The organism is Luteibacter sp. UNCMF331Sha3.1 (genome assembly GCF_900109915.1).
Lineage (GTDB): Bacteria > Pseudomonadota > Gammaproteobacteria > Xanthomonadales > Rhodanobacteraceae > Luteibacter.
In genome coordinates this window covers 1,457,683-1,484,626 of the sequence record NZ_FOBU01000002.1, presented here as the reverse complement: position 1 = coordinate 1,484,626, position 26,944 = coordinate 1,457,683, and the positions used below count along the sequence as shown (strand labels likewise).

The following is a 26,944-nucleotide window of genomic DNA, read 5'->3' as shown; positions in this document are numbered from 1 at the left end:
ACGCTTCAAAGCTCATTCCACGGAGACGCTGACATGAGCGACGACAAGAGCAACCGCGGTCCGGTGGATGCCAAACGCATCAACGTGAACGAGGACTATGAGGTCGCGTACTGGACCCGCGTTCTCGGTGTGTCCGAAGAAACGCTTCGCGAGACGGTGAAGCGGGTGGGCGTGATGGCGGACGACGTGCAGGAGGCACTTGAACGCGAATGACGGCGGTGACGATCTACGTCGCCCGGCCGTCCACCGCACGCGGGCTCTGGCGGATGACGACGAACGGACGTGCCGAGCAGTTCCACGCTACGGAAGGCGAAGCGATGAAAGCGGCGACATGGCTGGCCCGGTTCCTCGAGGATGCGGGTGAGGAAGTGGTGGTAAAGATGGAAGCCGCCGACGGCCACTGGGAAATCATGCGATCGTGACGGGGCCGAGGCTGGTGCCGACGGATGGGGACAGACCGGGCAGGGGACAAACGCAAAAGAAAAAGATTCGCATTCCGGCCTTCGCGTGAACATCGATGCATCATTCGGTGGTCCACGGGCGGGCTGCTTCATGACACAGCTACCACATACCCTCAATCCGGGCCGGATCTGCTTCGGCGTCGAGATGGCCGATGATGGCCACTGTTGCTGCCGCCTGTCGGTGGACGGGGCGGTCGCGATGCTGACCGTGCACGTCGACGCACGGCTCGTCGAGTTCGACGGCCTGGTCTGGCGCGACGGCAGGGTCATGTTCGAGTTCGTGGGGTCCGCTCCGCTGCGAGGGCGCCCCGTCGAACCGGTACTCGAAGCGTTGCTTGCCGAAAGGCTGCGCAAGGAATGCGGCCCGCGCCGGATCGACGGTTAGACGGCGTCGCGCTCCCCTCGCTGGCGAGGGGGCCAGCGATACGCAGGCGCTATGCCGCGATGGCGGCGGTGGCGCACTGCGCGAGGCCACCCGGATCCAGCACATCCACCTCGCGGCGAGACACGGCGATGTAGCGTGAATCGGCGAGATGGCCGAGCGCGCGACTGACCGTTTCGTGCTTCAGGCCAAGGAAGCTTGCCATGTCGAGACGGCTCATCCGCAGGGCGATGTGTTGGGATCTCTGCCCGAGCGCGGCGTAGCGTCGGGACATGTGGACGAGGAATGCCGCGACGCGCGAATCGGCGGCAAGGGTCGAGAGCGTGAGCATCCAGCCAGCGGCGGACCGGATTTCGCTGGCCAGCACGGCGTTCAGTTCGGCCTGCAGTGGCGCGGCCCGCGCAGCGGCCCGCAGCGCCAGTTCGTACGACACCTCCCAGCACGAACTCTCCTCCAGGGCGACGGCGTCGCAGGCGTATTGGGCCAGTCCGATCGACTCCATGCCGAGGTGATCGCCGCGGAGCTTGAACGCGGACACCTTCTCCCTGCCGTCTTCGGCCAGATCGCGGATCTTGAACGACCCGGTTTCCACGACGTACAGCGCGTGGAACGGTTGACCCTGGCGATAAAGCGGTTGCCCCGCGTGACAGCGGCGGCGCAGCGTGCCTTCGGGGCCTACCGCCTTTACGAGGGATGGCAAGGAGATATCGAAGCGGCTGTCATCAAGCGATGTCTGCGGCAGGCACATGGCATGTTCTCCCCGGAAACCAGGCTCAGCCTACGACGGCGGGACGCCGGGGCGATGACGCGTCCGTATCGCGATGTAACGGTGTGTAACGGTGCGCGGCTCGCCGAATTGACCGGTATCAACCGGCGTCTTCCGATGTGACCTACCGTGGCATCTCGCTCATGCCGGAGGCCGTCCCATGTCTACGTTGACCCTCGCCGTCATGGATGGCGCCGCGCTCCGGACCCAGGCTGCCCTGCCGGCTGTGGGCGATGTGCTGGTGATTGCCGATCCGGCATGCGAGGCCGCGACCCTGGTGGGATGCCGCCTCGCCGCGCGCGGCCGCGGCAGCGTCACCGGCTGCGCGATGCCCGATAGCTTTCGCCAGGGCCGGCTCCACGGCGGCGAGCCCACGGTCATGGCGCTGCTGGAGAAATCCCCGCGGCCTCGACGCGGCGACGAGCCGCCAGCGCCGCATGCGGGCGACAAATTCATTCGCGAGTCGCTGATGGCAGGCGCTTGCGACCCGCGATGGGCCGTGCTCGGCAGCGACTACCTCGCCGGGCTGAGGGAGCTCTGCAGCTGGCACGACCTCGTGGTGGTACAGCGCGTCGCCGCTGTAAAGGGAAAGCCCCTGGGTGGGCTGGATGAGCTTGCGCTGCATGCGCACCTGCCGGTCCTGATACTGCCGACGCCCTGCGCCCCCGGCGCTACCCACGACCGGGTGGTGATCGCGTACGACGGCAGTGGCCCGGCCACGCGCGCCTTGCGCTCGGCCCTGCCGTTGATCGTGGCCGCTCGCGACGTGTACCTGCTCGATGGGAGCGCCGGCAAGCCGGTGACCCCGCGCTTCGATCCGGTCCGCTTCCTCGAACGGTATGGCGTCACCGTCGTCCGTAAACACCTTCCCGGCCATGGGCTCGACGGGCCGCAGCTGCTCTCGCGCGTGAGCCGACTCAAGCCGGATCTGCTGGTCATGGGCGCCTACGGGCATGCGCCGTTGCGCGAGCGGCTGCTGGGCGGCACGACACACCATGTGTTGGGTGCGACGAAGATGGACATCGCGGTGTTCGTGCAGCACTGACCCGTCTACTCGCCGCGGATGGGCACCGGGTAGGTGCCCGCGTCGAGTGGAGCGCCGGGAGCGCGGACGACGACCGATTCCATCATGGGTGTGGTCATGGCTTCACCCGTCGCCGCCGCGCCACGCTTGGTCAGACGCTGTGCCACTGAATGTTCAGTTTGTCGTGGACGGTGCGCACACCGGGTATCGCCCAGGCCGCGCGCTCGATCGCGCGACGTTCCTCGTAATCCCCGACATCCCCTTCGAGCGTGACTTCTCCCGGGGACGCCACATCGATACGGATCCGCGAGGCCTCCCCATCGACATGCCGGCGCAGCGCTTCCTTGATCTTGTCGCGCACGTTCTCGGGCTTCACCGCCTGGCGCAGTTGCACGTTGTTGATCACGCCATGGATACCGGTCAGCCGCCTTACTGCTGCTTCGGCGGCGAACCGCTGGAAGTGCCAGTCCACCGTGCCGGAAAGCGTCACCCAACCGCGTGCGACCTTCACGTGGATGGCATCGGGGGGTACGGAGGCGCTCCAGGCGATGATTCTCGCCGCACGCGTGGCGATCTCGTCGTCGTTCACCTTGGCGTCTTCGGGCAGGCGCACTTCCAGTTCCTGGGCGAGAGCCTTGACGCCCTTGATCCGCCATACGACTTTCTCCGCATCCACCTTCTGCGAGTAGCTGGGCACATGGCCGTTGAGTGTCACCACGCCATCGGCGACGGATACGCCGATGCTTCTTGCGTCGATGCCTGGTTCGAAATCGAGTTCTTCGATGATGTCCTGACGCAGCTGGATATCGTTCATGGTGTGTCTCCATCGGAAGGAAGGGGATGTTCCGGTGCGGCATGGCACCGCGTGTCGATCGAGGTCAGGCCACCGGCTGGTCCACCGGCTGCGGGCATACGAGCACCGGTGTCTCGGCCGCCATGGCGCAAAGTTCCGTGAGGTCGTGGAACAGCGTGTGGTGCGGCGCGTGACCATGGCGGGGCAGCACCACGAGGTCGCAGCGGTGCGTGCAGGCACGCGCGGTAACGACCGTATCGGGACGGCGGTCGAAGGTGTATTCGGTGGACACCGCGACACCCGCCGATTTCGCCTGGGCCCTGATGCCTTCGAGTAGCCGCTCGGCACGGCCCGTCAGGTGCCTGAAATGGATGTTGCCCTGGAGATAGTCCGCCAGCAGGTTCACCGAGGGCAGCGGTGAGAGCACGAGCAACGCGTACACGTGGCTGCCGAGTATCGAAGCCAGTTCCATGCATACATCGACGGCATGACGGGATGCGTCGGAGTCGTCCACGAGCACGAGGACGCGGTGGATGGCGAAATCGCCCTGTTGCGGGCAAACGAGCACCGGAACGTGGGAGCGTCGCAGCAGCTTGTCTACCTGGCTTCCCAGAATCGCGCGCTTGAGGCCACCTCGTTCGTGCGTGCCCAGGACGATCAGGTCGCAGCCGTTCGCGACGGCGTAAGCGTCGATAGCGCGGGCGGGCGTGCCATCGCTGACGCGTTCACACCCGCATGCCACGCCGCTCGCGCGAGCCATGTCGCGCAGCGCGTCGAATTCGATGTTCGGCGGCGCCGTCGCACGCGCTTCCGCCGATACAGCGGGCACGGCGACATCGTCGGTCACGACATGGAGTACGGAAAGCGTGGCACCAAGCCGGGCCGCCAGATCGATGGCGAGTCGCGCGGCGTTGGCCATGCCTTCCGGCGTATCGATGGCAAGCAGGATGTGGCTGAACATGACGACTCCCGGAGTTTTCGCGGTACACCCGTGCATCGTCGTCCGACCCTCTGCCCGTTTTATTGATCGGCATCAAGCGGAACCTTCGCGCTCCCTGTTACAAAAGTGGCCCCACCTCGACCGCCGCGGAGGAAACCATGGCTGACAACATGTTCAGGCAAGATCCTGCGGATGCGCTCGAGTGGCGCAGCTTGGGCAGCGAGACCGGCGAGAAACCGCCTGACGCGCTCCGGGCGTTTCGCGACATCACGGCCGTGGTGTCGCACCTGTCCGGCGATACCCTCGCAGTCGAGGTGGCGGCGAGCCTGGCTCGTCGCGCACGGGGTCGCCTCGATGTCGTGCAAGTGTTGGCCATGCCCGTGACCGCCGCGGATGCGTGGGCGCTGATTCCGGATCCGGCACGCGTGGAGCGCCATGCACGGTTGCGCCGGGAAGCGGCGGAGCGTGCTGGCGAGTTCAGCCGGATGCTCGCCGGGCGGGACGTGCAGGGCGAAGTCCGCACTCTCGAGGCGCTCCATCACGCGCCAGGTACAGTGGCCGCGGCATCGGCGCGACATGCGGACCTGGTAGTGATGGGACGCCCCACCGGCTCGGCCTCGCAGGCGCGTGCGGCGCACCGGTATTTCGCCGCGCTGCTGCTCGAATCGGGCCGCCCGGTGCTGGTGGTGCCGGAAGGCACGACTGCGAGCTTCCCGCCTGGCGCGATCAGCGTGGCATGGGCCGAAACCGCCGAGGCCGCCCGCGCCTTGCACGACGCGATGCCGTTGCTGGAAGGCGCGGAGACGGTCGATATCGTGATCGTGGATGTCACGTCGAACGAAAGCGACCCTCTGCTTGCATCGGCCGCGAACGTCATGGCCCATCTGCGCGCGCATGGTGCTCGCACGCACCTCGTCACCTGCTCGTCGCGTGGGTCCAGCGTCGGGCATACCTTGCTCAGGCAGGCGACGCGGCGGCATGCGCAACTGCTCGTGGCCGGGGGCTATGGGCACGGCCGGCTTCGCGAGTGGGCCCTGGGTGGGACGACGCGCGAACTCTTCATTGAGAGCCCTATCCCTGTGCTGTTTTCGCATTGATGGCGGGGCGCCGTGGAGCACCCGTGCATGTCGCGTCGCGCGAATCGTTTCGTCACAGAAGGACGGCGGGCGAGCGACTCGCGGCAGCGCTGGCCCGTCTACGCGGACAGCATGACCGTCCATGAGGCAAGGGGAGCTGCCGCCCGGACATGTTCTAACCACGACCTGCCGCGAGCGTGCCCTTGCGCACCTCGGCGGAATCGATCCAGATCGGGAACATCACGGCGTACCGGCACGTCAGTGGGCGAAGAATGTCGGCAGGCTCGTTTCGAAGAAGATCTCACGCGTCGTACCGCCCACCGCCCATTCGCGCCACCTGGCATGCCCATAGCCACCCGCCACGAGAAGGTCCGCGTTCACGGTGCGGCAGTGATCCAGTAGCAACTGGCTGGCTGCACGCCCCTGGCCGCGTATGCGGTGCACGGTCACGGGAATGCCGTGCGCCTGCAGGAGCTGGGCCGCGCCGTCACCAGCATTGGCCTGGCTCTCCAGCGGCGACGCGGGCGGGTCGATGGTGACGAGGTCAACGGCGCCTGCATGCAGCAACAGCGGCATGGCATCGTGCATGGCGCGCGTCGCCTGCGACGTATCGGTCCAGGCCACGACGGCATGTTTCACAGGCAACGCCAACTTGCTGCCTTCCGGCATGACGAGCACGGGCCTGCCCGAGCCAAGCAGCAGCCCGGCAAAAACGGCGTGGGTATACGCGGCATCCGTGACCGATCCCGAGGGCCGCGCCATCACCGATATGTCGGTGCGGCGCGCGGCCATGGCCGCCAGACTCGCAGGCTCGTCGAACAGTGATTCGAGCGTCGTGATATCGCCGGGGACGGCGTAGGCCGCCATCCGATGCCGGATGTCGTCGGCCTGGCGGCGAGCATCGAGGCGTATCCGTTCATGCCGCTCGGCGACCATGGGATCCATGGCGAGGGCCCAGGCACTGGCGGTATCGACCGGCAGGGGTAGCAGTTGGGTAACGGTGATCCGGGCGTGGGTGGCGCCAGCGATGGCCGCGGCGCCTGCCAGTGCGGCGCCGTCGCAGGGCAACTGCGCGGCCAGGCTGCCGATATCGCGCCACGCGGCCGATGGCTCGGTCGCGTGCTCCGGGGTCGTGCGTGGTGCCGTGGACATGGCGCAATCCTCACGTTGACGGGCGGCGCCATTCTTGGCCAGCGCGTCGTCCTGGCGGTTGACCTGGATCAACTGCGTCACCTTCGGCGACGCCATGCTTGCGTCATCGAGTGACGGAGATTGGCCATGCATCGATTGCGTGGGAAGGTCGCGCTGGTCACGGGCGGTGCCATGGGTATAGGGGCGGCCTGCGTGCGCCGCATGGCTGAAGAAGGGGCGGACGTCGTCGTCGCGGATGTATGCCGCCCCGAACCCGTCGATGCGCCCACGCACGGCGGCCGGATCGATTTCATCCACGCCGACGTCGGCAGCGAGGCGGACGTAGCCGGCGCGATCCGGCACGCGCGTGCGATGTATGGCCGGCTCGACATCCTCGTCAACAACGCCGGCATCGCCGGTCCGGACAAGCCGACGCACGAACTCACCGAAGACGAGTGGGACCGCGTGCAGCGGATCAACGTCAAGGGCGTGTTCTTCGGGGTAAAACACGCCGTGGGGGCCATGCGTGCCGGCGGCGGGGGCAGCATCATCAACCTGTCGTCCATCTATGGCCTGGTGAGTGCTCCCGACGTGCCGCCTTACCACGCCTCGAAGGGTGCGGTGCGCCTCATGACCAAGACCGATGCGCTGTTGTACGCGAAGGACGGGATCAGGGTGAACTCCATCCATCCGGGCTTCATCCGTACGCCCATGGTCGAAGGCTTCGTGGCGGGAAAGGACCTTGGCGAGGCAGCGGGATTCCAGGCCATCGCGGCGCTGCACCCACTCGGCAGGCTCGGTACACCCGATGAGGTGGCCTGGTGCGCCGTGTTCCTGGCATCCGACGAGGCTTCGTTCATCACTGGCGCCGAATTCATCGTCGACGGGGGATACACCGCCCGCTAGGGGGGCGTTCACATGCAGAGGAGAAGTAGCCATGCGTTGCCATCGCCATCCTTTCGTGATTTCGTCCTGCCTCCTGATGGGGGCCCTTGCCGGCTGCCACGGCTACGTCAAGAAAGCCGACTTCGATTCGACCATCGCGGAACTGCGTGCGACGGATCAGAAGCAGCAGCAGGAGATCGATAACCTCGGCGAGCAGATGCGTCAGCGTTTCGCCGATTACGACGTCAAGATCGCACAGATGAAAGGCCGGATCCGTGTCGACACGGCGGCCCACTTCGCGTTCAACGACGCAACGCTTCGGAACGAGGACAAGCCGCTCCTCGACGATTTCGCAAAGGTCGTGTCCGGCCATTTTCCCGAGGCCGTGATCACGGTCGAGGGCTTTGCCGACGCCGCCGGCAGCAAGGCATTCAATCTCAGGCTGGCGCGCGAGCGTGCGCAGACCGTTCGCGATTACCTGATATCGACCGGTGGGCTATCCGGCGAGAAGGTGCGCGTGGTCAGCTACGGCGAGGCGAGGAATCGCCAAGTGCTGCAGGACAAATGGGGCGATGGCGCCGAGCCCAACCGTCGCGTATCGCTGGTCGTCGACGACGCGGGCGTCCCGTCCGCGAGCGGCGGATGAAAACGCCACGGCCAGGGCAGGGGCGAGACGGGACCCAGCCGTCTCGCGTCGACGCGGCGCTGGGTTCCACCTTGCCCGCATGGGCAGCCAGCGACGCGTTCCCGTTCGGTACGCTGCTGTCACTGCTCACCGGACGACCCTCCGATGCCGAGGTGCTGGAGACGGCGGCGGCGATGGCGCCGGTCGGCGCGAGATGGCAGGCGATCCTGCCGGTGCCGATGCCGGAGCGCGTGGCGTGCCAATGGGGGGAAGCGCCGGACCACGCACTGGCCGTGGACCACGCGGTACGCCGGGAGGATGCGACGACACACCTGGCCACGATGCGTCGAAAGGTGCAGGGGATGGTTGCGAACGCGGGCTGCGACGTTGGCGAATCCCCCGCGCGAACGCTTCCGGATTCGTTGCTTGGCGTCGCCCGCCGCGCGCGGCTCGTGGTGATGGCGGCACCGTGCGTGGTGCCGCCGGAGGCGCCATCCACGGCCAGCTGGTTCAGCCGAATCCTCATGCAGAGTGGTCGCCCGAGCCTGGTGCTGCCGCCCGGTGCCAGGTTGCGCGCGGCACCGTCGCGGGCACTGGTTTGCTGGAGTGCGGCGCCACAGGCCACGCGCGCATTGCACGACGCCATGCATGCCCTGCCGCCGCAGTGCCATTTCCATCTGGTCTCGGTCGTGGGTTCCTCCGGCGCCAGGGCCGATGCGGTGAGTGCGGCTAGCCTGGCCCCGGCCGCCGTGCACGTGCGCCGGCATGGAAGGGATGCCGATGTCGAGCTCGTCGATTCGCAGGGCGGTCCGCCCGAGGAAACGTTGCTGCGAATAGCGACAGAGATCGCGGCCGATATCATCGTCATGGGAGCTTATGGTCACCCGCGGTACGTCGAGTTCGTGTTCGGCGGCACCACGCAAGCCCTGTTGCAGCGTTCGCGCACGGCGCTTTTCATGGCGCACTGATCCACCGACGTGTCGCGGCGCGCGCCACGCCGGGTGTTTGACGAGGATCAAGAACGCGCTCGGCGTTCGTCCTATACAGGGCATGCGAGCCCGCTTCCGGGTCCGGAGTATGCGTCATGGTCGAAACCGCTTTTCATCCCAGGCCGCTAGCCCCGACACCGGATACGGCGCTGACCCGCGTGCTGCTGATGGCGCTGGAGTCGCCGGCGGACATGGTGGCCAGCGGCTTCGCGGGCCTGGTGGCGCGCGAGCACCACGCCGCGCTGGATATCGCGCGCGTGGTGCCGGTGCCCGCACCGGCGACGGATGTGTGGGCGCTTGCGCCCGATATGACCTGTATCGACGCCGTAGCGGATGCGCACGCGCGTGGCGAAGCCTATTGCGCCGCGCTCAAGGTCAGGCTCGAGAAACAGGGTATCGCGGTCACCGCACGCATCGTCGAAGCCATGGGCATCGCGTCGGCCGTCGCCGCGGCGCGCGAGGCGAGGCGGGCCGACCTTGTCGTCATGGGGCGCCCGTCCAGCGCGTCGACCGATCGGCGCACGGCGCATACGCACTTCGCGACGACGCTCATCGAATCGGGTCGCCCCGTGGTCGTCGTGCCATCCGATTTCAAGCTCGTGGCGGCACCACCGCGACGCGTGATCGTCGCGTGGAGCCACGCCCCGCAGGCGATGCGCGCGGTGAACGACGCGCTGCCCCTGCTTCGACGGGCGGAACGGGTGGATGTCCTCATGGTGGATCCGGCGCCCACGGCGTTGGAAAGGGCGGGCGAGTTCGGCGCGGCCATCACGGCTCACCTGGAACGCCACGGCGTGACCTGCTGCATCGTGGTCGAACGTTCCCGTGGGCGCCCCATGGGCCAGACCATCCTGGAGCGCGCGAGCCGTTCGCACGCCCAGCTCATCGTCGCCGGTGGTTATGGCCACAGCCGCGTCCGACGATGGGCCCTCGGCGGAACGACGCGAACCCTGTACCGCCACGCATCGGTTCCCGTTCTCTTTTCCCACTGACGATCCATGCCCCGTGAGGTCCTACCCATGAGTCAGGTCAACCCTCAGCCTGCAGCACCGGAAACGCCGTTCCCGTCGCCGGATGGCGAACACGAGGTGGCGGCGTTGAACGATGGCACGCATGTCCTCATCCGGCCACTACGTGCCGACGACCGCGTGCGCGAGCAGGCATTCATACGGCGTCTTTCCGCGGAGGCGCGCCGCTGCCGCTTTCTTGGCGAAATACGCGAGGCATCCGATTCGCTGATGGATAGCCTGATGGCGACCGATGGCGTGGATAAGGTCGCATACATCGCGCTCGTTCACGACAATGGCGAGCTGCGCGAAGTCGGTATCAGCCGTTACGCGACGGGCGCCGATCGCACGCGCTGCGAATGCGCCGTGACGGTGGCGGACGACTGGCGACATCGCGGCCTCGCCGTGGTGTTGATGAAGCATCTGATCGAGACCGCCCGACGCAACGGCTTCCAGTCGATGTATTCGATCGACCTGGCGGAGAATCACGAGATGGAAGAGCTGGCGCGCTTTCTGGGCTTTACCCGCAAGGCCGATCCCGACGATGCCACGCTGGTCACGCATACGCTCCAGCTCTCCGTTTCCCATGGCCGAACCGCGGACGCCATGCCGGATGCCAGGCCTGCGCCCGCCACCGGCAAGGCCGAGGTGCAGCCGGCGTACCGCGACATCGCCGTGGCGTTGACCGAAACATCCGCGGACCGTGCCGCGATCGACGCGGCCATCGACCTTGCCCGGGTATTCGGCTCGCGTGTCGATCTGCTGCAATTGCTGCTCATGCCGACGCCCATGGTGGACAGCTGGTCGCTGGTGCCCGACGCATCGTTCATCGAGGCGTACGAGGTCATCCGTGCCGAAGCCAGAACGAGAGCCGATGCCTGGCGCGCGCATCTGAAGCAGGCGCACGTCCAGGGCGAGGTGCATCCTCTCGAGGCGCTCTATCTCGAACCGTCATCGCTGGCGGCACAGGCGGCGCGTTGCCGCGATCTGGTGATGATCCCCGGACCGGGCGCGCACGATGGCGATGCGGCGTCGCTCCGGCGGTACTTCGCCAGCCTTCTCTTCGAGACCGGGTTGCCGGTGCTGGTCATCCCGCATGGCGCCGAGCCGGTCGTTCCGCCGCGCCGTGCCGTGGTGGCCTGGGCCGACACCCGCGAATGCGTGCGCGCCATCCACGACGCATTACCTCTGCTGAAAGGCTGCGAATGGGTGTCGGTGGCCTCGGTGAACGATAGCCATGCATCGGAACCCGCCGAAGTCGTCGCGCTGTTGAAGCACCATGGCGTCAAGGCCGAACCGTCGCTGCTGAAGCTCTCGGGTGATGAGAGCACGGCGTCGCGCATCCTTGAGCACGCCGCGACATCACACGCGCACATCATCGTGGCGGGCGGTTACGGGCACAGCCGGCTGCGTGAGTGGGCCATTGGCGGGGTGACCCGCGAGTTGCTGATGCATGCGCGCATTCCGGTGCTGTTCTCGCACTGATCGACATGGACGCGGCGACATGGCCGGCGGAGTTCGCGCTGGTAGGCTTCGTGGCGGCGCTTGGCATTGGCCTGCTGATCGGCGTCGTTCGCGAGCGCGCCAGCGTGCCGCGTTCGGCCGACCGCGGCGGCGTACGCACGCATACGCTCGTGGCTCTTGCCGGCGCCGCCGCCGGGGTCATCGGCACCGTGGGCGTCGCGGTGGGAGGGCTGTTCCTGGCGGTACTGGCGACACGTTTGCGGACGGGGTCCGATCAGACGAGCCCGGTCGCCGAGGCGTCGCTGCTTGTCACGTTCCTGCTGGGCGTGATCGCCGTTCGCTGGCCGATGCTTGCCGCCGCGCTCGGCGTGGTGGTGTCGCTGGTCGTGGCCAACAAGACACGGCTGCACGCGTTCAGCCGGCACACCCTGACATCGACCGAACTGCACGACCTCCTGCTGCTGGCCGCCGCCGCGTTCGTGGTGCTTCCGCTGCTGCCGGATGCACCGCTCGACCCGTGGGGCGCCCTGCATCTGCGGCGACTCTGGTTTCTCGTGGTCGCCATCATGGCTGTGTCGTCGCTGGGTTACGTATCGCTGCGCATGTTCCGGGGCGGCGTGGGCCTGATCGTCGCCGGCCTGGCGGGTGGCGTCGTTTCCAGCACCGCCACCGTCGCCGCCATGGGCGAGCGTGTCCGCGGTGGCAGTGGCTCGGCGACGGCTGCGGCCTGCGTGGTGATGCTCGCCAGCGTGGCATCGACCGCCGAGCTCGCCGTCATCGTCGGCGTCCTCTCGCCCGCGCTGCTGGCACGCGTGGCGTGGCCACTCGCCAGCGCCGCCGCGGTCGGTCTCGTACTTGCCGTCCTGTTCGGGCTCGCACGGCGAAGCGAGCGGGTGGATGCCGTTCGGCTCGCAGGGAGCCGGCCGTTCGAACCTTGGGCTGCCATCCGCCTGGTAGGACTCATCGCTGTCGTCATCCTGGTGGCCGCCATCGTCCAGGATCAGCTGGGTCGCGAGAGCGTTCCATGGATGGCCGCGCTCTCGGGCCTCGTCGATGTGCACGCGGCCGCGGCGGCCGTCGCGCAGCTGGTGGCGTCGGGCCGGACGGGCCTGACCGCGGGAGCGGCGGCGTTGCTCGCGGCCCAGGCGGCCTCGGCGTTGTTCAAGACCGCCATCGCGGCCAGCAGAGGCGGGGCGCGCTACGGCATGCGTGTCGGCGCGGGGTTGACGCTCATGTCGCTGGCGTTCCTTGCGGCCATGGCGGTGAATTGATCTGTCTCAACCCCGGCGATGCCGCGACACGCAAGCTCAGGCGACGCCGTGCGCGGCCGGAGGAACGACAATGGTCCGTATCGAAGCCACGCCATCGCTAAGGATCTTTCGGGGATCACCCGTCGAGGGCGAGATACCCGCTGCACGGCCGCGTGGGCCCGGATGCGGCCGCACGGCGACGGAATGCGGCGACGTCGCAGGAACCGCGCTGCTCGCGATGGTGCTGGAGCGTGTCGGCGAGTCGCTGGTACCGCGCCGCCTGACCATGCCGGCACCGTCGGAGGGTGAGGTGCTCCTGCGCGTCGAAGCGTGCGGGGTGTGCCGCACCGACCTGCACGTGGTGGATGGCGACTTGCCCGAGGTCAGGCTGCCGGTGATTCCTGGCCACGAATGCGTGGGCAGGGTGGTGGCGGTGGGACCCGGCGTCGACGGCGTACACGTGGACGAGCGCATGGGCGTGCCGTGGCTGGCGGGAACGTGCCAGCGTTGCGATGACTGCCTGGCCGGCGCCGAGAATCTTTGCGGGCAAGCGACGTTCACGGGCTACACGCGTCCCGGCGGTTTCGCCACGCACATCGTCGCGCGGGCAGCGTACTGCGTCTCCTTGCCGGAGGATGCGGACCCGGTGGCCCTCGCCCCGCTGCTCTGCGCTGGCCTTATCGGGTGGCGCGCGCTGACAAGAACGGGACACGCGCGGCGCCTGGGCCTCTACGGCTTCGGCGCGTCGGCGCATATCGTGGCGCAGATCGCCAGGGCGCAGCAGCGCGACGTCTACGCCTTCACCCGCCCGGGCGACATCGCCACCCAGTCGTTCGCGCGGGCTCTTGGCGCATGCTGGGCGGGAGGATCGAACGAACCACCGCCCGCGCCGCTGGATGCGGCGATCCTGTTCGCACCCGATGGCGCGCTCGTACCGTTGGCACTGCGTGCCGTACGCAAAGGGGGCAAGGTCGTCTGCGCCGGCATCCACATGAGCGACATCCCATCCTTCCCGTATCGGTTGCTATGGGGCGAGCGCGAACTGCTTTCCGTCGCCAACCTTACCCGCGACGATGCGCGGAGCTTCTTCGCGACGCCGGCGACGCGCGCGGTGCACACTCGCACGCGGTCCTACCCGCTATCCGCCGCCAACGATGCGCTTGCGGATCTCCGCCACGGAGTCTTTCAGGGGGCCGCCGTGCTCGTGCCGCCCCGCGACGAGGAGGCTTGCACATGGCCATGAGCCTCACCTGTCATGGTGCCGCTGGCGAGGTCACGGGTTCATGCCACCTCGTGGCATGCGGCGAACACCAGGTGCTCATCGACTGCGGGCTCTTCCAGGGCGACAGAGGATCGGAGGCGCGCAATGCGGCCGGATTCGTCTTCGACCCCGGCCGCATCGACGCCGTGCTTCTCACGCATGCGCACCTGGACCATTGCGGACGCTTACCGCTACTCGTGCGGAACGGGTTCAACGGCAAGATATTCGCGACGGCCGCGACGATCGAACTGGCGCGCATCGTCCTGCTCGACGCCGCGACGCTGCAGGCCGAGGAGGCGGCGCGGGACCGCATGCGCGGCGAGGCCACCGCAAGGCCGCTCTACGACGTGGATGACGCCCTGCATACCTTCGACTTCTTCCATGCGATCGACTATGGCAGCGCGGTTTCCGTCGCGACCGGCATGACCGCGCGCTTCGCGGACGCCGGTCACATCCTGGGTTCGGCGAGCATCGCGCTCGAACTGGTCGATGGTGCGATCGCACGCACCATCGTCTTTTCGGGCGACATCGGCAATCCGGGCCGCCCCTTGCTTCGCGATCCCGTGCCGGCGCCGGAGGCCGATTACGTGGTGATGGAAAGTACCTATGGCGACCGGGAACACCGATCGTTCGCCGCGTCGGTGGATGAACTCCATGGGGCACTGGACGATACGTTGCGCCGCCGCGGCAACGTGGTGATTCCCACGTTCGCGCTGGAACGTGCGCAGGAAGTGCTGCACAGCGTGGCCAAGGGCATGCGCTCCGGCCGCGTGATGCCCGCGCCGGTGTTTCTCGACTCGCCAATGGCCATTTCCGCCACAGAGGTCTTCCGTCGGCACCCCGAGTGCCTGCGCGAGCCGGTAAGCACGGCGCCCGAACACGATCCGTTCCAGATGCCCGGGCTGCACCTTACCCGATCGACCGCCGAATCCATGGCGTTGAACACGATCCATGCGGGCGCGGTCATCCTGGCAGGCGCGGGCATGTGCAACGGGGGACGTGTGCGCCACCACCTTGCGCACAATTTATGGTCGGCCCGAAGCAGCGTGGTGTTCGTGGGTTTCGCCGCGGCGGGCACGCTCGCGCGCCGCATCATCGACGGCGCGCGCAACGTCACGTTGTTCGGCCAGGAGGTCCCCGTACGCGCGCAGGTATGGACGATCAACGGCTTTTCCGCCCACGCCGACAAGCCCGCCCTGCTGCGCTGGCTGGGCGCGAGGCCACGCCGGCGCGTCTTCCTGGTGCACGGCGAGAAGGAGCGCGGGATGCGTGCGCTGGCCGCCATCGTCGCGGCCACCGGCCGCCGTTGCCACATGCCGGCGGCGGGCGAGCGGGTCGTGCTCGACTAGGCCGGGTGGCTGGATTGCGATGGCGCCACGCTGGGCGTCTAATGGCGGGCGCCTTTCGACGGAAGAAGGCTTCTCATGCATCCCGATGACCCGGTGCTGTTCCGCAGCCTGTTCGAGGCCGCACCCGACGCGATGGTCGTGGTGCGCCCGGACGGGCGCATCGTGCTCGCCAACGAGCAGGCGCATCGCTTGTTCGGGTACGCCCGCGGTGTGCTCGAAGGGCTCTGCGTGGAGGCGCTGCTTCCCGTCGCCCAGCGCGAGGTGCACGAATCCCTGCGAGCTGGGTACGCGCGCGCGCCCCGGCTGAGGCCCATGGGTGCCGGCCGCGAACTGACCGCCATTCGCGCCGACGGATCGGCGTTTCCCGTGGAAATCGGGCTGAGCCCCGTGGCGAGCCAGGAGGCGCCGTTGTTCGCGGCATCGGTCCGCGACATCTCCGAGACCCAGCGTGCCCGGCGCGCGCTGGCTCGCGTTCGCTATGACGTTGCGCTGGCCGACATGGGCCGTTTACTCGTCGCGGCCGCCGGCCCCGACATGGCACTCGGCGACGTGGCGCGGAACGTGCGCGATGCGCTCGGTGCGTCGGCGGCCGGCATCCTTTTGCAGGTGCGCGGCGGCAAGGGTTTCCGGATGGCCAGCGTGGCGGGCGTGTTACCGGACGCGCTTGCCGACGCGAAGAATGCTGTCTGGCTGGAGCGGCTGCCCACGGCCGCCCGCAGCGCGCTGGCCGCCGGCGAGCCGGCGCATATGCACGAATTCGGCAACGAGACGTTGATGTGCGTGGCTCTCGGCGGCGACGCGGACACCCTGGGATACCTTGTCGCGTTGTTGCCGGGGCAGGGACAGCCCGATTCGGATCAGGCGCATTTCTTGCGCTCGGCCGGCCATCTGGCGTCCGCCGCGATCCGGCGCGCGCAGAGTGAAGAACGCCTTTCCCATGCACAGCGCCTGGATGCGCTGGGGCAGCTCACCGGCGGCATCGCACACGACTTCAACAATCTGCTCACCATCGTGTCGGGAAACCTGCAGCTGCTTTCGCTGGAGGACATGGACGCCACCAGCATGCGCGAGGCGGTCGCCAGTGCCGCCCGTGCGGTGGAACGCGGTGCGGCGCTCACCCGGAAGCTGCTGGGTTTTTCGCGGCGGCAGCCTTTGCGTCCTCGCGCGATTCGCCCCGAAGTATTGCTGGCCGACCTGGTCGACATGCTCGTGCGGACACTGGGCGAAGCGATCGAGGTGCGCGCCGACTGCCCGGAGGGACTTCCGTCGGTCTATGCGGATGCCGGGGAGCTCGAGGCGGCCCTGCTCAATCTCGCACTGAACGCGCGCGATGCGATGCCTTCCGGGGGCAACCTTACCCTTGGCGTCCATCTGGAAAGCGTCGGGACGCCACGCATGGCGAACGTCGTGTTCACGGTGGCCGACACGGGCGCCGGCATGCCGCCCGACATACTGGCACGCGCGATGGAGCCTTTTTTCACGACGAAATCGGCCGACAAGGGGAGCGGACTCGGACTGAGCATGGTCTATGGATTCGCACGGCAATCCCACGGTCGACTGCAGATCGAGAGCGTGCCGGGGCAGGGCACGCAGGTACAGCTCGCATTGCCCGCCGCGCGGCGCGAAACGCCGGCTGCGCCTGCGCCACGCGCCTCCCGGGACAGCGGTGGTGGCACCGTGCTGGTCGTCGAGGACGAAGCGGAGCTGCGCCAGATCGCGTGCCGCTACCTGGGTACGCAGGGCTTCGCCACCCTTCAGGCCGCCGACGCCACGACGGCGCTGGCGGTGATCGCAGACCGGCCCGACATCATGGCCGTGTTCAGCGACGTGGTGCTCGCCGGCGGGCAATCCGGCGTCGATCTGGCGCAACGCATTCGCAAGGTCCGGCCATCGCTGCCGATCCTGCTGACGTCCGGATACGATCAGGGGCAGGGCAGCGCGGCGGGTGGCTTCGACTGGCTGGCGAAACCCTACCAGCTCGACGAGCTCGGAGCGCGACTCGCGGCCCTGCTGACGACACGGCGAACCCATCATGGCTGAAGCGGTGACCGATCGAACGCGCCTGCTCGTCGTCGAAGACGACCCGGACGTGGCGTCCCTGCTCGACCGATATTTCTCCAGCCAGGGATTCGTCGTCACCGTCGCTCCGGATGGTCACGCGATGCGTCAGGCGCTGACGCGCTCGCCAGCCGATCTGGTGCTGCTCGACCTGGGCCTGCCCGACGAAGATGGTTTCGCCGCCACCCGATACCTGCACGAGCATTGGGGCGGTCCCGTCATCATCGTCACCGGCAAGGGTGAAGCGATCGATCGCGTCGTCGGCCTTGAACTGGGCGCGGACGATTACGTCGCCAAGCCGTTCGACCTGCGCGAGTTGCTGGCCCGCGTACGCAGTGTGTTGCGACGGAGCGCACGCGCGCGCCCGGTGGGCGAGGTCCGTCAGTGGCGCTTCGAAGGCTTCCGGCTCGATATGGATGCCCGCATGCTCACGGATGAGCAGGGCGCCGAAGTGCCTCTGACAAGCGGCGAGTTCCAGCTCCTTTGCGCGCTGGTCGAGCGTGCCCGCCGCGTCGTGTCGCGCGACGAATTGCTCACCCGATTGCACGGTCGCACGGCTGGCCCCTACGACCGCGCCATCGACGTGCAGGTGGCCCGCCTGCGACGCAAGCTGGAGCGTGATCCCGCGCACCCCGTGCTGGTACGGTCGGTGCGGGGCCAGGGCTATATGTTCGCGGGGACGCTCGAGCCGGGGTGAGGGCATTTGACCTGTCTCAAGATCGCGGATGCGCGACGGAGCACGCTCGATCGGTAGACGGGAGCCGCGTATGTTCCGCCACGTGCTGGTCGCCACCGACCTCGAGGGTGCCGCGCCCGGGCGATTCGCCCGTGTGATGGAACTTGCGCGTGCGGAGCGCGCACGCATGACGATGCTGCTCACGATCGTGACATCGCCGCAGTCGCACCCTCGGTCGTCGCTGACCACATTGGGGCGCGCAGAGCGGCTACGCGCGGCGCTGTGCGAGGAGGCCAGCGGCATCGATTTCCACGTTCGCTACGGTTTTGCGCGGGATGGCGCAGGCCTCGCGTTTGCGGTGGCGAGGAACCTTGGCTGCGACCTGGTGGTCATGGGCCTGTCGCACGGCAGCATCGCGGTGCCCGACCGGCAGACGCTGTACGTGCCAGCGACTCAGGACACGGGCGCGTGAGGCGGAATGACGAGCACCGGCACCGGTGAGTTGTCGACCACGCGGCGCGCGACGTTGCCCTGTCGCCATCCATGCGCGGCATCGGCCCCCAGCACGATCAGGTCGCAATCGGTCTCGCGCGCCATGGCGAGGATGGCGCGGGGCGCGTTGGTATCGAAGGAGAGGTGCGTCTCGAAACGGACGCCCGCCGCGAGCGCCGCCGAACGCGCCTGGTCCAGACAGGATTCCGCCCGCGCAAGGAGGCGCTCATCGGCGATGACGTCCGCGGCATGCATGACCGAACGAATGAACGGGCCGCCATGCCAGGCGCGCATCGAATGGACGACGCTGACCGGAATCCTGAGCGACTGGGCGACGCGCACGCCGGACGCGATGACGGCCGGGGCGGCCTCCGTGCCATCGGTCGCGATCAGTACCCGATGAAACGCGGGAAAGCGCTGCTCCGCGGCCAGGACTTCGATACGAGCCGCTCCGTCACGCTCGTTCATGGCGTTCTCCTGCTGAGGGGATGGAAGCCACGATGCTCCACGCGCCGCCGCGCGCCTTGACCTGCATCAAACCCTGCACTCGCAAGGCGTGTCCTGCTAGTCGCACGTAGTCATGCGCCGATAGGCGAAGGAGCAGGCGATGAGAATCCTGATTGCCGTCGATGGAAGCGTCATCAGCACGCGGGCGGTTCGATTCGTGCTGCAACGCTGGCCGATGAGAGCAGGCGACCCCGAGATCACGCTCATCAACGTCGACATGCCTCTGAGCGCGCACGTCGAGGGCTACCTCGATGCCATGGCCTTGGCGAAGTTTCATGCGACCAACGCCACGCGGGCGTTGCGCACGGCGCGACGGCTCATGGCAGCGGCAGGTCGCAACCCCGAGGAGATGATCGTGGTCGGCGAGCCCGGCGAGGAGATCGTTCGCGCGGCACACAAGCGCCGCGCGCAGCTGATCGTGATGGGATCCCGCGGCCACGGCGCGCTCGGCAGCCTGATGCTTGGCTCGGTGGTGCTGAAGGTCCTCGCCCACTCACGCATCCCGGTGCTCGTGGTGCGATGAGGACCTCGCGGTGCGGACACGCCGGGCCAACCGGCGCGTCGCTTCGAGCCACGCCACGCAAGCCAGTAGCGTCGCGGCGACGAGCACCAGCGCGGGCGGCTCGGGAAGGGCGATGCCGACCATCCGGCGCAACGGGGGGATCGCGAGTACGGCGGCGGTCAGACCCATGACGGCGCTCACCAGAACCAGCAGCCGATGATTCGTACGGAACGCGTGAACCAGTGACCGTGCCGGGTCGTGGTTCGCCAGAGTCAGCATGACGACCGCGAGGAGCAGGCCCAGAAAGGCCATGGTCCGCGCCTGCGTCACGCCGCCGGGTAACGCGAGCGCCACGCCGTAGGCGGCCAGGAGCATGAGGGCGGCGCCGGCGCCCTGGATGGCGCCCTCGACGAGGTTCGTGGCCCGAAAGGGTGAATCGCCGGGACGCCGCGGGGGCCGTCGCATGACGGTGGTCGATGCCTTCGTCGCCTCGAACACCACGGAACACGCGGGGTCGATGACGAGCTCGAGCAGCACGATCTGAACCGGCATGATGACCACCGGCCAGTGCAGAAGGGGCGGAATCAATGCGAAGGCGACGACAGGCACGTGCACGGCCACGATGAACCGGAAGGCCTTGACGATGTTGTCGTAGATCCGCCGACCCTCGCGTATCGCCGCTACCAGGCTGGCGAAGCGATCGTCGAGGAGGATGAGCGCCGCGGCACCGCGCGCGACATCGGTGCCATGCCTTCCCATGGCCACACCCACGTCGGCCGCCTTCAGCGCCGGCGCATCGTTGACGCCATCGCCCGTCATGCCAACCACGTTCCCGTCGCTTTGCAAGACTTCCACCAGCCGCAGCTTCTGGGCGGGCCGCACACGGGCGAATATGTCGGTCGAGGACAAACGGCGTCGCAGGCTCCCGTCATCGAGTGAGTCGAGTTCATCGCCGGTGAGCACGATGGGCTGCTGGCTGAGCCGAACCGCGCGCGCGATCGCCTCCGCGGTGAGCTTGTGGTCGCCGGTCATCATGACGACCCGGATGCCCGCGGTTCGGCACTCATCCATCGCGGCCGCGGCGTCCGGTCGCGGTGGATCCTCCAGCCCGATCAGCCCGGCGAAACGGTAAGCGAGACCATGCTGCGTGTCGGGCCAGTGTTCACCCGACCACGTCGCGCATGCGACGCCAAGGACACGCAGTCCGCGCCGCGCCATGGCGTCGACCTGTCGCGAGAGGTCGTCGCGTGCCGCTTCGCCGGTCGCGCATAACGACATGATGGCCTCCGGCGCCCCTTTCGCGCCCACGAGGAAGGTGCCGTCCGCCTGGGCGAACGCCCGGGGCATGCTCAGCAGCCCGGGTTCCAGCAGGTATTCATGGGCCGGTGCCCGCGTGATCGCCGCGTATTCGGGGGCAGTGAGCTGCTCCCGTCCGAGCGCGTGTATCGCGTGCTCCATGGGATCGTTCGAATCGACGGGCGACGCGCGTACGGCGAGACTCAGAAGATTCTTCATCTCTGACGGCATGGCCACCCTGGCATCCGCGCTGCGACCATCGGCGAAGCATTCCGCGACCTGCATGCGATTGCGGGTGAGCGTGCCCGTCTTGTCCACGGCGAGCACCGTGATCGCGCCCAGCGCCTCCACGGCCGAGATGCGGCGCGCAAGGACGTTACGGCGAGCGATACGCCACGCCCCCAGGGCCAGGAAGACGGTGAGCACCACGGGGAACTCTTCCGGTAGCATGGCCATGGCGAGCGCGATGCCGGCCAGGAAGCTATCGAGCAACGAGTGGCCGTCCCACAGCCAGCTGACGAGCCACAGCGCCACCGCACTGGCGAAGCCCGCGAGCGCGAAGGCACGCACGAGCCGGCGCGAGGCGAGTTGCAGACCGGATACGGCCTGCACGGCCACGGCCAGATCGCGCCCTATCTGGCCGGCGGCGGTGGCGGTCCCCACGGCCGTCACGGTCGCCATCGCCCGGCCGCGCGTCAGCACGGTATCGGCGTAAAGCACGGCGCCACCGTCGTCCGATGGTTTGGGCACGGGTACGGATTCGCCGGTCAACATGGATTCGTCGGCCTCCACACTGCCGCTGACGAGCAGGGCGTCTGCCGAGACGCGATCGCCTTCGCGCAGCGAGAGCAGGTCGCCGACGACCACCTCGGCGGATGGCACGCAGCGTTCCGCGCCATCGCGTATCACGTGCGCGGATGGCGCGGAGAGATCGCGCAAGGCTTCCAGGGCACGTTCCGTTTTCCGTTCCTGCAGCACCGTGATGGCGATGATCACCGCGACCGATACCGTCAGGAACGACGCCTCGGCGGTATCGCCCAGCGCCAGGTACAGAGCACTGGCGACCAGGAGCATGAGGAACATGGGCTCGACGAGCACGCCGCGGGCTATGCGCCATAGCGGCGCAGGCCCGTGGCCCGGAAGACTGTTCGGCCCATCGCGCCGCAAGCGGGCCTGCGCTTCTTCCTGACTCAGACCCATCTGGCCCGATCGGCCGTCGGCATCCATGGCGAGGCCGCGTCAGTGCGAGAACAGGACAGGGACGGGCGCGTCATGGAAAAGCGAGCGCGTGGTGCCGCCCATGATCCATTCCTTCAACCGGCTATGCCCATAGCCGCCAGCGACGATCATCGTCGCCCGCGTGCTTGCCGCATGGGCAAGGATGTGATGCGCAGGCGGCCTGTCGTGAATCGTCTCGTGCACGACGGTGGCATCGATATCGTGGTGGGCAAGGTGGCTCGCCAGCGTTTCGGCCGGGATGACGAACGGCATGTGGGCCGGCACAGCCGGCACGGCGCTGAGGATTTCGACGACGCGGGCGCAGTGAAGCAGCGGCATCGCCTCGTGCACGGCCCGCGCGCATTCGGCGCTACCCGACCACGCCACGACGACTCGACCGGGCAGGAGGCAGTCCGCCGCCGCGGCCGGTGGCAGCACGATGACGGGCCGCCCCGACCCCAGCAGCAGATCGGCGAAGTAGCCGCGCACCGCGGCCTCCGCCACTGGCATGTTGTCCGGTCGCATCAGGACGGCGATGTCCATGGCCTGGCAGGCACCAGCGAGCAGCCTGCCGGGTGATTCGTACATGGTTTCCAGTACCGCCGCAGACGCTTCTACACGTTCGTCGACGATCGCGGCTTCGATCGTCGCGTTATGCACGGCGGCTGCCTCCCGCAGGCGGGCACAACGTGCGGCGCACGTCGGGTCCGTCATGAGCGCCCATGGGTGGATCGCGGGCATGGGCAGCAGCAAAGGCCGCAGGATATGGAGACGGGCAGCGGAGATCCGGGCAAGGTTCGCGGCGGCGAGGGCAAGTGCGCGATCGCTCGCGCTGCCGGTCACGATGACCGCGATATCGCGGAACGCCGACGACGATGCCAGCATGGCTCCGTGCTCCTGGACCTGGGCGGCTGTCATGGGACCTCCATTCGGTAACCGGCGGTCGCTACCGCCGTGGCGCCCAATGTGACCCCGTGTGTCGTGCCGCCCCTTGATTCAGGTCAAGCTCGCATTGACGCCGCCATGCGAGAAGAAGCTTTCGCTCAGGCAGGCTTGGCATGCGATCGACACACCTGCTACTGGTCCTGTCGCTCGGGGTGATCGCCTGGTCGGGCGTGGCACCGCACGACCGCGAGGACTGGTTACTCGAGAACGCACTCGTCGCGGTGGCGCTGCCGCTCCTGGTCCTTGGTTACCGATCCCTTCGCTTTTCGAACGGAAGCTATCTCGCGTTGTTCGCGCTGCTTTGCCTGCACGAGGTGGGTGCCCATTTCACCTATTCCATGGTGCCCTATGCGGAATGGCTCGGGCAGTTGGGGTTTTCTCATACGGAACTGCGAGTCTCACGCAATGGCTACGACCGGTGGGTGCACTTCGCCTATGGCGTGCTGGTCATGCCTGCGACGCTCGAGCTGTTCGCCAGGCGTGCTCCTGCGGCCGGCATCTGGCGTTTCCTCTTTCCGCTGACCTTCGTGATGGGGCACTCGGTGATTTACGAGCTGGTGGAAGGGGCAGCGGCGAGCATCTTCGGGGGAAACCTCGGTCAGGCGTACCTCGGCACGCAGGGCGATCCGTGGGATGCGCAGAAAGACATGCTGATGGCATCGGCAGGCGCGGCCGTCGCACTCCTGGCCGTCGCCGTGATCACGCGCTACCGGGCATCGCTCATGCGTAAGGACGGTCGCTCAGCGCGTCCGGCGCCAGTGCACGTGCCAGACGGGCAAGGAGCTCCGCCATCGCGGCCGTGACGTCGGTGGCGGAGACGATGCCGGCCAGGCGATGGTTTTCGTCCACCAGCGGCAGGTGCGCGATGGAGCCATTCTCCATCGCCTGCACGATCTCGGCGAGCGAGGCATCCACATGACAGACGACGGCTGGTTTCGACATGATGTCGATGGCCGTGAGACGCCGCGCATGGGCATCGCCGAGCAGGGAGTGGCTGATCAGGTCGTGTTCGCAGATGACGCCCAGGGGCAGGTCGTGCGCATCCACGACGGTGATGCACGAAACCTGGTGGGTCAGCATGATCTGCGCGATGTCGCCTACCGGCGTCTGGGGAGAAGCCGTGATCACGTGTGTCCGTCCTATGTCGATCGCACGCATGGGGAATGACTCAGGCCGAAAGAAAAAGGGGGAGACGGGCATGTGCCAGCATGGTGCGCGTGGTTCCACCCAGTGCCATCTCGCGGAGCCGTGATCGGCCCCAGGCACCCATGACCACGGCATCGCAGCGCGTCTGCTCGGCACAACCCAGCATCGCTTCCGCAGGCTGTTCGGACGGCGCCAGCTCGACCCAGTCGTAAATCACCGAATGACGGCCGAGCCAGGCGCGTAGCGAGGCATCGGCATCGCCATGGCGGGTGCGGCGGCCTTTGTCCCCGGCGAGGATCGTCACCTTCCTGGCCCGCGCGAGGAACGGGAGGGCTGCACGGATGGCTCGTGTCGACACGGCGGAACCGTTCCAGCCGACGAGGAGGCGCCGCATCGACGAGGGCGCCGAATCATCCGGCACGAGGACGACGGGAGCGACGCGCGACATCAGGACGCGGGCAAGCAGTGCCGTGCCCACGGCGATGCCGGCATTCGATCTCGGGTTCCGGCCGATCAGCACGTCGGCCAGGCTGGCCCGCTGAGCCAGCACCCGCCGGTGCACGCCACGCCGTACCTCCCAGGTGCCCTCGATCGCCGACCGCCGGCACAATGCGTCCCACCAGCCATGGCGTTCATGCGCGAACGTTTCCTCGTTTTCCAGAACGATGAGTGGCTCGGGCAACGCGATGACACTGGCATCCAGCGCGATGACCTGCATGCCGGTGAGATGGGCACGGAAGCGCGACGCCAATGCGAACGCGAACCGCAGGTGGGCGGTATCGTGTTCGCCAGCGCGTACGTCGACAAGAAGGTCAAGCATGGCCATGTCCGCAGGGCTTCCGAAGCCATGCTTCACCACCGATGCCGCGCCATGTTGACGTCGATCAAGCCTCGCCGCGGTCAGGAGGCTTTTGCGCGTGTCGGTTTCGTCGCCTGCCCCCGCCTGGCATCCGTGCGTCTGGCCGCCACCACCGGCGCGCAGCTGCCGCCGCTGGCGGCGCAGCAGTTTTCGGTGAGGTAGTCGACCAGCCCGTTCACTGCGGCGATGACCGGCGCGTAATAGATGAACCGTCCGCTCTGGCGGCTGGTAACCAGGCCCGCGTGCAGCAGTTCCTTCAGATGAAACGACAGCGTGGCGCTGGCGAGGCCCAACCGTTCACCGATGACGCCCACGGGCAATCCTTCCGGTCCCTGCTCGATGAGAAGCCGGAAGATCGCCAGGCGAGATTCCTGCGCGAGGGCCGAAAGGACCTTGATGGCGTCGCCAGTCTTCATGGATGCGGTTACAGCGGGCTGGATGCCAGTGTAACAAACCGACCTTCAGTGAATGGAAAGGCGCAGCGCGAGAGCGGCGAGCGTGATCGCGAGGATCGGGAGGGTGAGGGTGATTCCCACCCTGAAGTAATAGCCCCAGGTGATCGTCATGCCTTTGCGCCCGAGCACGTGCAGCCACAGCAGCGTCGCCAGCGAACCGATGGGGGTGATCTTTGGACCCAGGTCGCAGCCGATGACATTGGCGTAAACCATCGCTTCCTTGACGGCGCCGGTCGCCGTGGTGCCGTCGATCGAGAGTGCGCCAACGAGCACGGTCGGCATGTTGTTCATGATCGACGACAGGATGGCGCTCAGGAAGCCGGTGCCCAGGGCGGCGCCCCAGACGCCGTATGCGGCGAATCGGTCGAGCAGTGCGGAGAGGTGATGCGTCAGCCCCGCATTGCGCAGGCCGTACACGACCAGGTACATGCCGAGCGAAAACAGCACGATCTGCCAGGGAGCGTCCCTCAATACCTTGCGTGTATCGATGCGATGTCCGCGAGCGGCAACGAGGATCAGCACGACGGCGCCTGCCGCCGCGACCGCGCTGACGGGCACCCCGAGACGATCGAGGCCGAAGAAGCCGAGCAGCAGAAAGGCCAGCACGGCCCAACCGACGTTGAAGGTGGCCCGATCCCGAATGGCCGTGGCAGGCGATTTCAGCAAGGCGATGTCATAGGCGCGCGGAATATCGCGCCGGAAATACATCAGCAGCGCGCCCAGCGTCGCGGCAACGGCGATCAGCGTGACGGGAACCATGATGGCGGCGTACGCGCCGAAGCCGATGCCGAAGAAGTCGGCGGAGACGATATTGACTAGGTTGGACACCACGAGCGGCAGGCTCGACATGTCGGCGATGAAGCCCGCGGCCATGACGAACGCCAGCGTGGTCGCTGGCCCGAAACCCAGCGCGAGCAACATGGCCATGACGATCGGCGTGAGGATCAGGGCGGCACCATCGTTGGCGAAAAGCGCAGCGACCGCGGCACCCAGCTGCACGATGAGCGCGAAGAGGTGGCGACCACGACCGCCTCCCCATCGGGCGACGTGGAGCGCCGCCCATTCGAAGAAACCGGCCTCGTCCAGCAACAGGCTGATGACGATCACCGCGATGAAGGTGGCCGTCGCGTTCCAGACGATGTGCCACACCACGGGAATGTCGTCGAGGTGGATCACGCCCAGGCACAGGGCCGCGACCGCACCGGCCATGGCGCTCCAGCCGATGCCCAGTCCGCGAGGCTGCCAGATGACGAGGATGAGCGTGATGACGAAAAGTGCGAGCGCGACGATCATGAGAGCCTTCGATAGCCCGACAATGACGAGGGGACGGCCTTTGTTTCCATATTTCTAGAATGATAGAATCGTTGCAGACAAGCAACCCGCGGAG

The 26,944-nt window shown here is 67.6% G+C and carries 29 protein-coding genes; 18 read left to right on the top strand and 11 right to left on the bottom strand.

Going from position 1 to position 26,944, the window contains the following annotated elements; translation table 11 throughout:
• Positions 1–33 precede the first annotated feature (33 nt).
• The 3 genes from BMX32_RS15195 to BMX32_RS15185 all read left to right on the top strand — a co-directional run bounded on the left by BMX32_RS15195 (position 34) and on the right by BMX32_RS15185 (position 846).
• Positions 34–213 (top strand): DUF3606 domain-containing protein, encoded by a 180-nt coding sequence (locus tag BMX32_RS15195; protein ID WP_089979987.1) that lies wholly within the window; start codon positions 34–36, stop codon positions 211–213.
• On the top strand, positions 210–422 hold the full coding sequence (locus BMX32_RS15190; RefSeq protein ID WP_029213588.1) for a hypothetical protein: 213 nt from the start codon (positions 210–212) through the stop codon (positions 420–422). The genes BMX32_RS15195 and BMX32_RS15190 overlap by 4 nt, the downstream gene beginning before the upstream one ends.
• 85 nt (positions 423–507) lie before the next feature.
• Positions 508–846, top strand: a complete 339-nt coding sequence (locus BMX32_RS15185) for a hypothetical protein (RefSeq protein ID WP_139206751.1) — start codon at positions 508–510, stop codon at positions 844–846.
• Positions 847–895: 49 nt separating this feature from the next.
• On the opposite strand, the gene BMX32_RS15180 is transcribed toward BMX32_RS15185, so the two are convergent.
• Entirely contained in the window at positions 896–1,591 is a 696-nt protein-coding gene (locus tag BMX32_RS15180; protein ID WP_089979984.1) for a Crp/Fnr family transcriptional regulator, read from the bottom strand.
• Between the two features lie 178 nt (positions 1,592–1,769).
• On the opposite strand from BMX32_RS15180, the gene BMX32_RS15175 reads away from it, so the two are divergent.
• Positions 1,770–2,654, top strand: a complete 885-nt coding sequence (locus BMX32_RS15175) for a universal stress protein (protein WP_139206750.1) — start codon at positions 1,770–1,772, stop codon at positions 2,652–2,654.
• 130 nt (positions 2,655–2,784) lie between these two features.
• Here BMX32_RS15175 and BMX32_RS15170 read toward each other — a convergent pair whose 3' ends face one another.
• The gene (locus tag BMX32_RS15170) at positions 2,785–3,447 is read right to left on the bottom strand and encodes a BON domain-containing protein (RefSeq protein WP_089979980.1); all 663 of its coding nucleotides are present in this window, start codon (positions 3,445–3,447) and stop codon (positions 2,785–2,787) included.
• A gap of 64 nt (positions 3,448–3,511) precedes the next feature.
• Positions 3,512–4,387 carry a universal stress protein gene (locus BMX32_RS15165; protein ID WP_170843687.1) on the bottom strand — a complete coding sequence of 292 codons (876 nt, stop codon included), beginning with the start codon at positions 4,385–4,387 and terminating at the stop codon, positions 3,512–3,514.
• Between the two features lie 62 nt (positions 4,388–4,449).
• Here BMX32_RS15165 and BMX32_RS15160 point away from each other — a divergent pair, with 62 nt between their 5' ends.
• Positions 4,450–5,463, top strand: coding sequence for a universal stress protein (locus BMX32_RS15160; protein WP_139206749.1), 1,014 nt, complete (start codon positions 4,450–4,452; stop codon positions 5,461–5,463).
• A gap of 237 nt (positions 5,464–5,700) precedes the next feature.
• Here BMX32_RS15160 and BMX32_RS15155 read toward each other — a convergent pair whose 3' ends face one another.
• On the bottom strand, positions 5,701–6,690 hold the full coding sequence (locus BMX32_RS15155; RefSeq protein ID WP_089979975.1) for a universal stress protein: 990 nt from the start codon (positions 6,688–6,690) through the stop codon (positions 5,701–5,703).
• Positions 6,691–6,720: 30 nt separating this feature from the next.
• Here BMX32_RS15155 and BMX32_RS15150 point away from each other — a divergent pair, with 30 nt between their 5' ends.
• From BMX32_RS15150 to BMX32_RS15100, 11 genes are all read left to right on the top strand, one after another.
• Positions 6,721–7,479 (top strand): SDR family NAD(P)-dependent oxidoreductase, encoded by a 759-nt coding sequence (locus tag BMX32_RS15150; RefSeq protein WP_089979973.1) that lies wholly within the window; start codon positions 6,721–6,723, stop codon positions 7,477–7,479.
• Between the two features lie 31 nt (positions 7,480–7,510).
• Positions 7,511–8,104, top strand: coding sequence for an OmpA family protein (locus BMX32_RS15145; protein ID WP_089979972.1), 594 nt, complete (start codon positions 7,511–7,513; stop codon positions 8,102–8,104).
• Between the two features lie 71 nt (positions 8,105–8,175).
• The gene (locus BMX32_RS15140) at positions 8,176–9,051 is read left to right on the top strand and encodes a universal stress protein (RefSeq protein ID WP_170843686.1); all 876 of its coding nucleotides are present in this window, start codon (positions 8,176–8,178) and stop codon (positions 9,049–9,051) included.
• 116 nt (positions 9,052–9,167) lie between these two features.
• Positions 9,168–10,064 carry a universal stress protein gene (locus BMX32_RS15135; protein WP_089979968.1) on the top strand — a complete coding sequence of 299 codons (897 nt, stop codon included), beginning with the start codon at positions 9,168–9,170 and terminating at the stop codon, positions 10,062–10,064.
• A gap of 27 nt (positions 10,065–10,091) precedes the next feature.
• The gene (locus tag BMX32_RS19060; protein ID WP_089979967.1) at positions 10,092–11,564 is read left to right on the top strand and encodes a GNAT family N-acetyltransferase; all 1,473 of its coding nucleotides are present in this window, start codon (positions 10,092–10,094) and stop codon (positions 11,562–11,564) included.
• Positions 11,565–11,569: 5 nt separating this feature from the next.
• Positions 11,570–12,814 (top strand): MgtC/SapB family protein, encoded by a 1,245-nt coding sequence (locus BMX32_RS15125; RefSeq protein ID WP_089979965.1) that lies wholly within the window; start codon positions 11,570–11,572, stop codon positions 12,812–12,814.
• Between the two features lie 217 nt (positions 12,815–13,031).
• Positions 13,032–14,036 (top strand): zinc-dependent alcohol dehydrogenase family protein, encoded by a 1,005-nt coding sequence (locus BMX32_RS15120; RefSeq protein WP_280140859.1) that lies wholly within the window; start codon positions 13,032–13,034, stop codon positions 14,034–14,036.
• A complete protein-coding gene (locus BMX32_RS15115) occupies positions 14,033–15,403 on the top strand; it encodes an MBL fold metallo-hydrolase RNA specificity domain-containing protein (RefSeq protein ID WP_089980393.1) in 1,371 nt (456 codons plus the stop codon). Before BMX32_RS15120 ends, BMX32_RS15115 begins: the two co-directional genes overlap by 4 nt.
• Positions 15,404–15,478: 75 nt before the next feature.
• A complete protein-coding gene (locus BMX32_RS15110) occupies positions 15,479–17,443 on the top strand; it encodes a PAS domain S-box protein (protein ID WP_089979964.1) in 1,965 nt (654 codons plus the stop codon).
• Between the two features lie 4 nt (positions 17,444–17,447).
• Positions 17,448–18,158, top strand: a complete 711-nt coding sequence (locus BMX32_RS15105) for a response regulator (RefSeq protein WP_089980390.1) — start codon at positions 17,448–17,450, stop codon at positions 18,156–18,158.
• 70 nt (positions 18,159–18,228) lie between these two features.
• Positions 18,229–18,609, top strand: a complete 381-nt coding sequence (locus BMX32_RS15100) for a universal stress protein (protein WP_170843684.1) — start codon at positions 18,229–18,231, stop codon at positions 18,607–18,609.
• Here BMX32_RS15100 and BMX32_RS15095 read toward each other — a convergent pair.
• A complete protein-coding gene (locus BMX32_RS15095) occupies positions 18,591–19,097 on the bottom strand; it encodes a universal stress protein (RefSeq protein ID WP_089979961.1) in 507 nt (168 codons plus the stop codon). The two genes, BMX32_RS15100 and BMX32_RS15095, sit on opposite strands and share 19 nt — an antisense overlap.
• Positions 19,098–19,236: 139 nt before the next feature.
• On the opposite strand from BMX32_RS15095, the gene BMX32_RS15090 reads away from it, so the two are divergent.
• On the top strand, positions 19,237–19,659 hold the full coding sequence (locus tag BMX32_RS15090; protein ID WP_089979959.1) for a universal stress protein: 423 nt from the start codon (positions 19,237–19,239) through the stop codon (positions 19,657–19,659).
• Here BMX32_RS15090 and BMX32_RS15085 read toward each other — a convergent pair.
• A complete protein-coding gene (locus BMX32_RS15085; protein WP_244511572.1) occupies positions 19,630–22,134 on the bottom strand; it encodes a cation-translocating P-type ATPase in 2,505 nt (834 codons plus the stop codon). The genes BMX32_RS15090 and BMX32_RS15085 overlap by 30 nt on opposite strands.
• A 39-nt stretch (positions 22,135–22,173) precedes the next feature.
• Positions 22,174–23,070 (bottom strand): universal stress protein, encoded by an 897-nt coding sequence (locus BMX32_RS15080; protein ID WP_089979956.1) that lies wholly within the window; start codon positions 23,068–23,070, stop codon positions 22,174–22,176.
• A 140-nt stretch (positions 23,071–23,210) separates the two neighbouring features.
• On the opposite strand from BMX32_RS15080, the gene BMX32_RS15075 reads away from it, so the two are divergent.
• Positions 23,211–23,900, top strand: a complete 690-nt coding sequence (locus BMX32_RS15075; protein ID WP_089979954.1) for a DUF2238 domain-containing protein — start codon at positions 23,211–23,213, stop codon at positions 23,898–23,900.
• Here BMX32_RS15075 and BMX32_RS15070 read toward each other — a convergent pair.
• The 4 genes from BMX32_RS15070 to BMX32_RS15055 form a co-directional block, all read right to left on the bottom strand.
• Positions 23,818–24,255, bottom strand: coding sequence for a CBS domain-containing protein (locus tag BMX32_RS15070; protein ID WP_280140849.1), 438 nt, complete (start codon positions 24,253–24,255; stop codon positions 23,818–23,820). The genes BMX32_RS15075 and BMX32_RS15070 overlap by 83 nt on opposite strands.
• A gap of 10 nt (positions 24,256–24,265) precedes the next feature.
• Complete coding sequence (locus BMX32_RS15065) at positions 24,266–24,994, bottom strand: universal stress protein (protein WP_170843682.1); 729 nt, start codon at positions 24,992–24,994, stop codon at positions 24,266–24,268.
• Between the two features lie 149 nt (positions 24,995–25,143).
• Positions 25,144–25,518: an ArsR/SmtB family transcription factor gene (locus BMX32_RS15060; protein WP_089979949.1), complete on the bottom strand. Its 375-nt coding sequence runs from the start codon at positions 25,516–25,518 to the stop codon at positions 25,144–25,146.
• Between the two features lie 45 nt (positions 25,519–25,563).
• Positions 25,564–26,850: an arsenic transporter gene (locus BMX32_RS15055; RefSeq protein WP_089979947.1), complete on the bottom strand. Its 1,287-nt coding sequence runs from the start codon at positions 26,848–26,850 to the stop codon at positions 25,564–25,566.
• Positions 26,851–26,944: the final 94 nt, after the last annotated feature.

Coding starts and splice junctions, on each gene's coding strand:
- BMX32_RS15165 (WP_170843687.1), bottom strand. CDS start 4,387: ATGTTCAGCCACATCCTGCTTGCCATCGATACGCCGGAAGGCATGGCC.
- BMX32_RS19060 (WP_089979967.1), top strand. CDS start 10,092: ATGAGTCAGGTCAACCCTCAGCCTGCAGCACCGGAAACGCCGTTCCCG.
- BMX32_RS15190 (WP_029213588.1), top strand. CDS start 210: ATGACGGCGGTGACGATCTACGTCGCCCGGCCGTCCACCGCACGCGGG.
- BMX32_RS15110 (WP_089979964.1), top strand. CDS start 15,479: ATGCATCCCGATGACCCGGTGCTGTTCCGCAGCCTGTTCGAGGCCGCA.
- BMX32_RS15150 (WP_089979973.1), top strand. CDS start 6,721: ATGCATCGATTGCGTGGGAAGGTCGCGCTGGTCACGGGCGGTGCCATG.
- BMX32_RS15080 (WP_089979956.1), bottom strand. CDS start 23,070: ATGACAGCCGCCCAGGTCCAGGAGCACGGAGCCATGCTGGCATCGTCG.
- BMX32_RS15055 (WP_089979947.1), bottom strand. CDS start 26,850: ATGATCGTCGCGCTCGCACTTTTCGTCATCACGCTCATCCTCGTCATC.
- BMX32_RS15095 (WP_089979961.1), bottom strand. CDS start 19,097: ATGAACGAGCGTGACGGAGCGGCTCGTATCGAAGTCCTGGCCGCGGAG.
- BMX32_RS15195 (WP_089979987.1), top strand. CDS start 34: ATGAGCGACGACAAGAGCAACCGCGGTCCGGTGGATGCCAAACGCATC.
- BMX32_RS15180 (WP_089979984.1), bottom strand. CDS start 1,591: ATGTGCCTGCCGCAGACATCGCTTGATGACAGCCGCTTCGATATCTCC.
- BMX32_RS15175 (WP_139206750.1), top strand. CDS start 1,770: ATGTCTACGTTGACCCTCGCCGTCATGGATGGCGCCGCGCTCCGGACC.
- BMX32_RS15115 (WP_089980393.1), top strand. CDS start 14,033: ATGAGCCTCACCTGTCATGGTGCCGCTGGCGAGGTCACGGGTTCATGC.
- BMX32_RS15125 (WP_089979965.1), top strand. CDS start 11,570: ATGGACGCGGCGACATGGCCGGCGGAGTTCGCGCTGGTAGGCTTCGTG.
- BMX32_RS15120 (WP_280140859.1), top strand. CDS start 13,032: ATGGTGCTGGAGCGTGTCGGCGAGTCGCTGGTACCGCGCCGCCTGACC.
- BMX32_RS15075 (WP_089979954.1), top strand. CDS start 23,211: ATGCGATCGACACACCTGCTACTGGTCCTGTCGCTCGGGGTGATCGCC.
- BMX32_RS15135 (WP_089979968.1), top strand. CDS start 9,168: ATGGTCGAAACCGCTTTTCATCCCAGGCCGCTAGCCCCGACACCGGAT.
- BMX32_RS15100 (WP_170843684.1), top strand. CDS start 18,229: ATGTTCCGCCACGTGCTGGTCGCCACCGACCTCGAGGGTGCCGCGCCC.
- BMX32_RS15070 (WP_280140849.1), bottom strand. CDS start 24,255: ATGCGTGCGATCGACATAGGACGGACACACGTGATCACGGCTTCTCCC.
- BMX32_RS15085 (WP_244511572.1), bottom strand. CDS start 22,134: ATGGGTCTGAGTCAGGAAGAAGCGCAGGCCCGCTTGCGGCGCGATGGG.
- BMX32_RS15090 (WP_089979959.1), top strand. CDS start 19,237: ATGAGAATCCTGATTGCCGTCGATGGAAGCGTCATCAGCACGCGGGCG.
- BMX32_RS15155 (WP_089979975.1), bottom strand. CDS start 6,690: ATGGCGTCGCCGAAGGTGACGCAGTTGATCCAGGTCAACCGCCAGGAC.
- BMX32_RS15170 (WP_089979980.1), bottom strand. CDS start 3,447: ATGAACGATATCCAGCTGCGTCAGGACATCATCGAAGAACTCGATTTC.
- BMX32_RS15060 (WP_089979949.1), bottom strand. CDS start 25,518: ATGAAGACTGGCGACGCCATCAAGGTCCTTTCGGCCCTCGCGCAGGAA.
- BMX32_RS15145 (WP_089979972.1), top strand. CDS start 7,511: ATGCGTTGCCATCGCCATCCTTTCGTGATTTCGTCCTGCCTCCTGATG.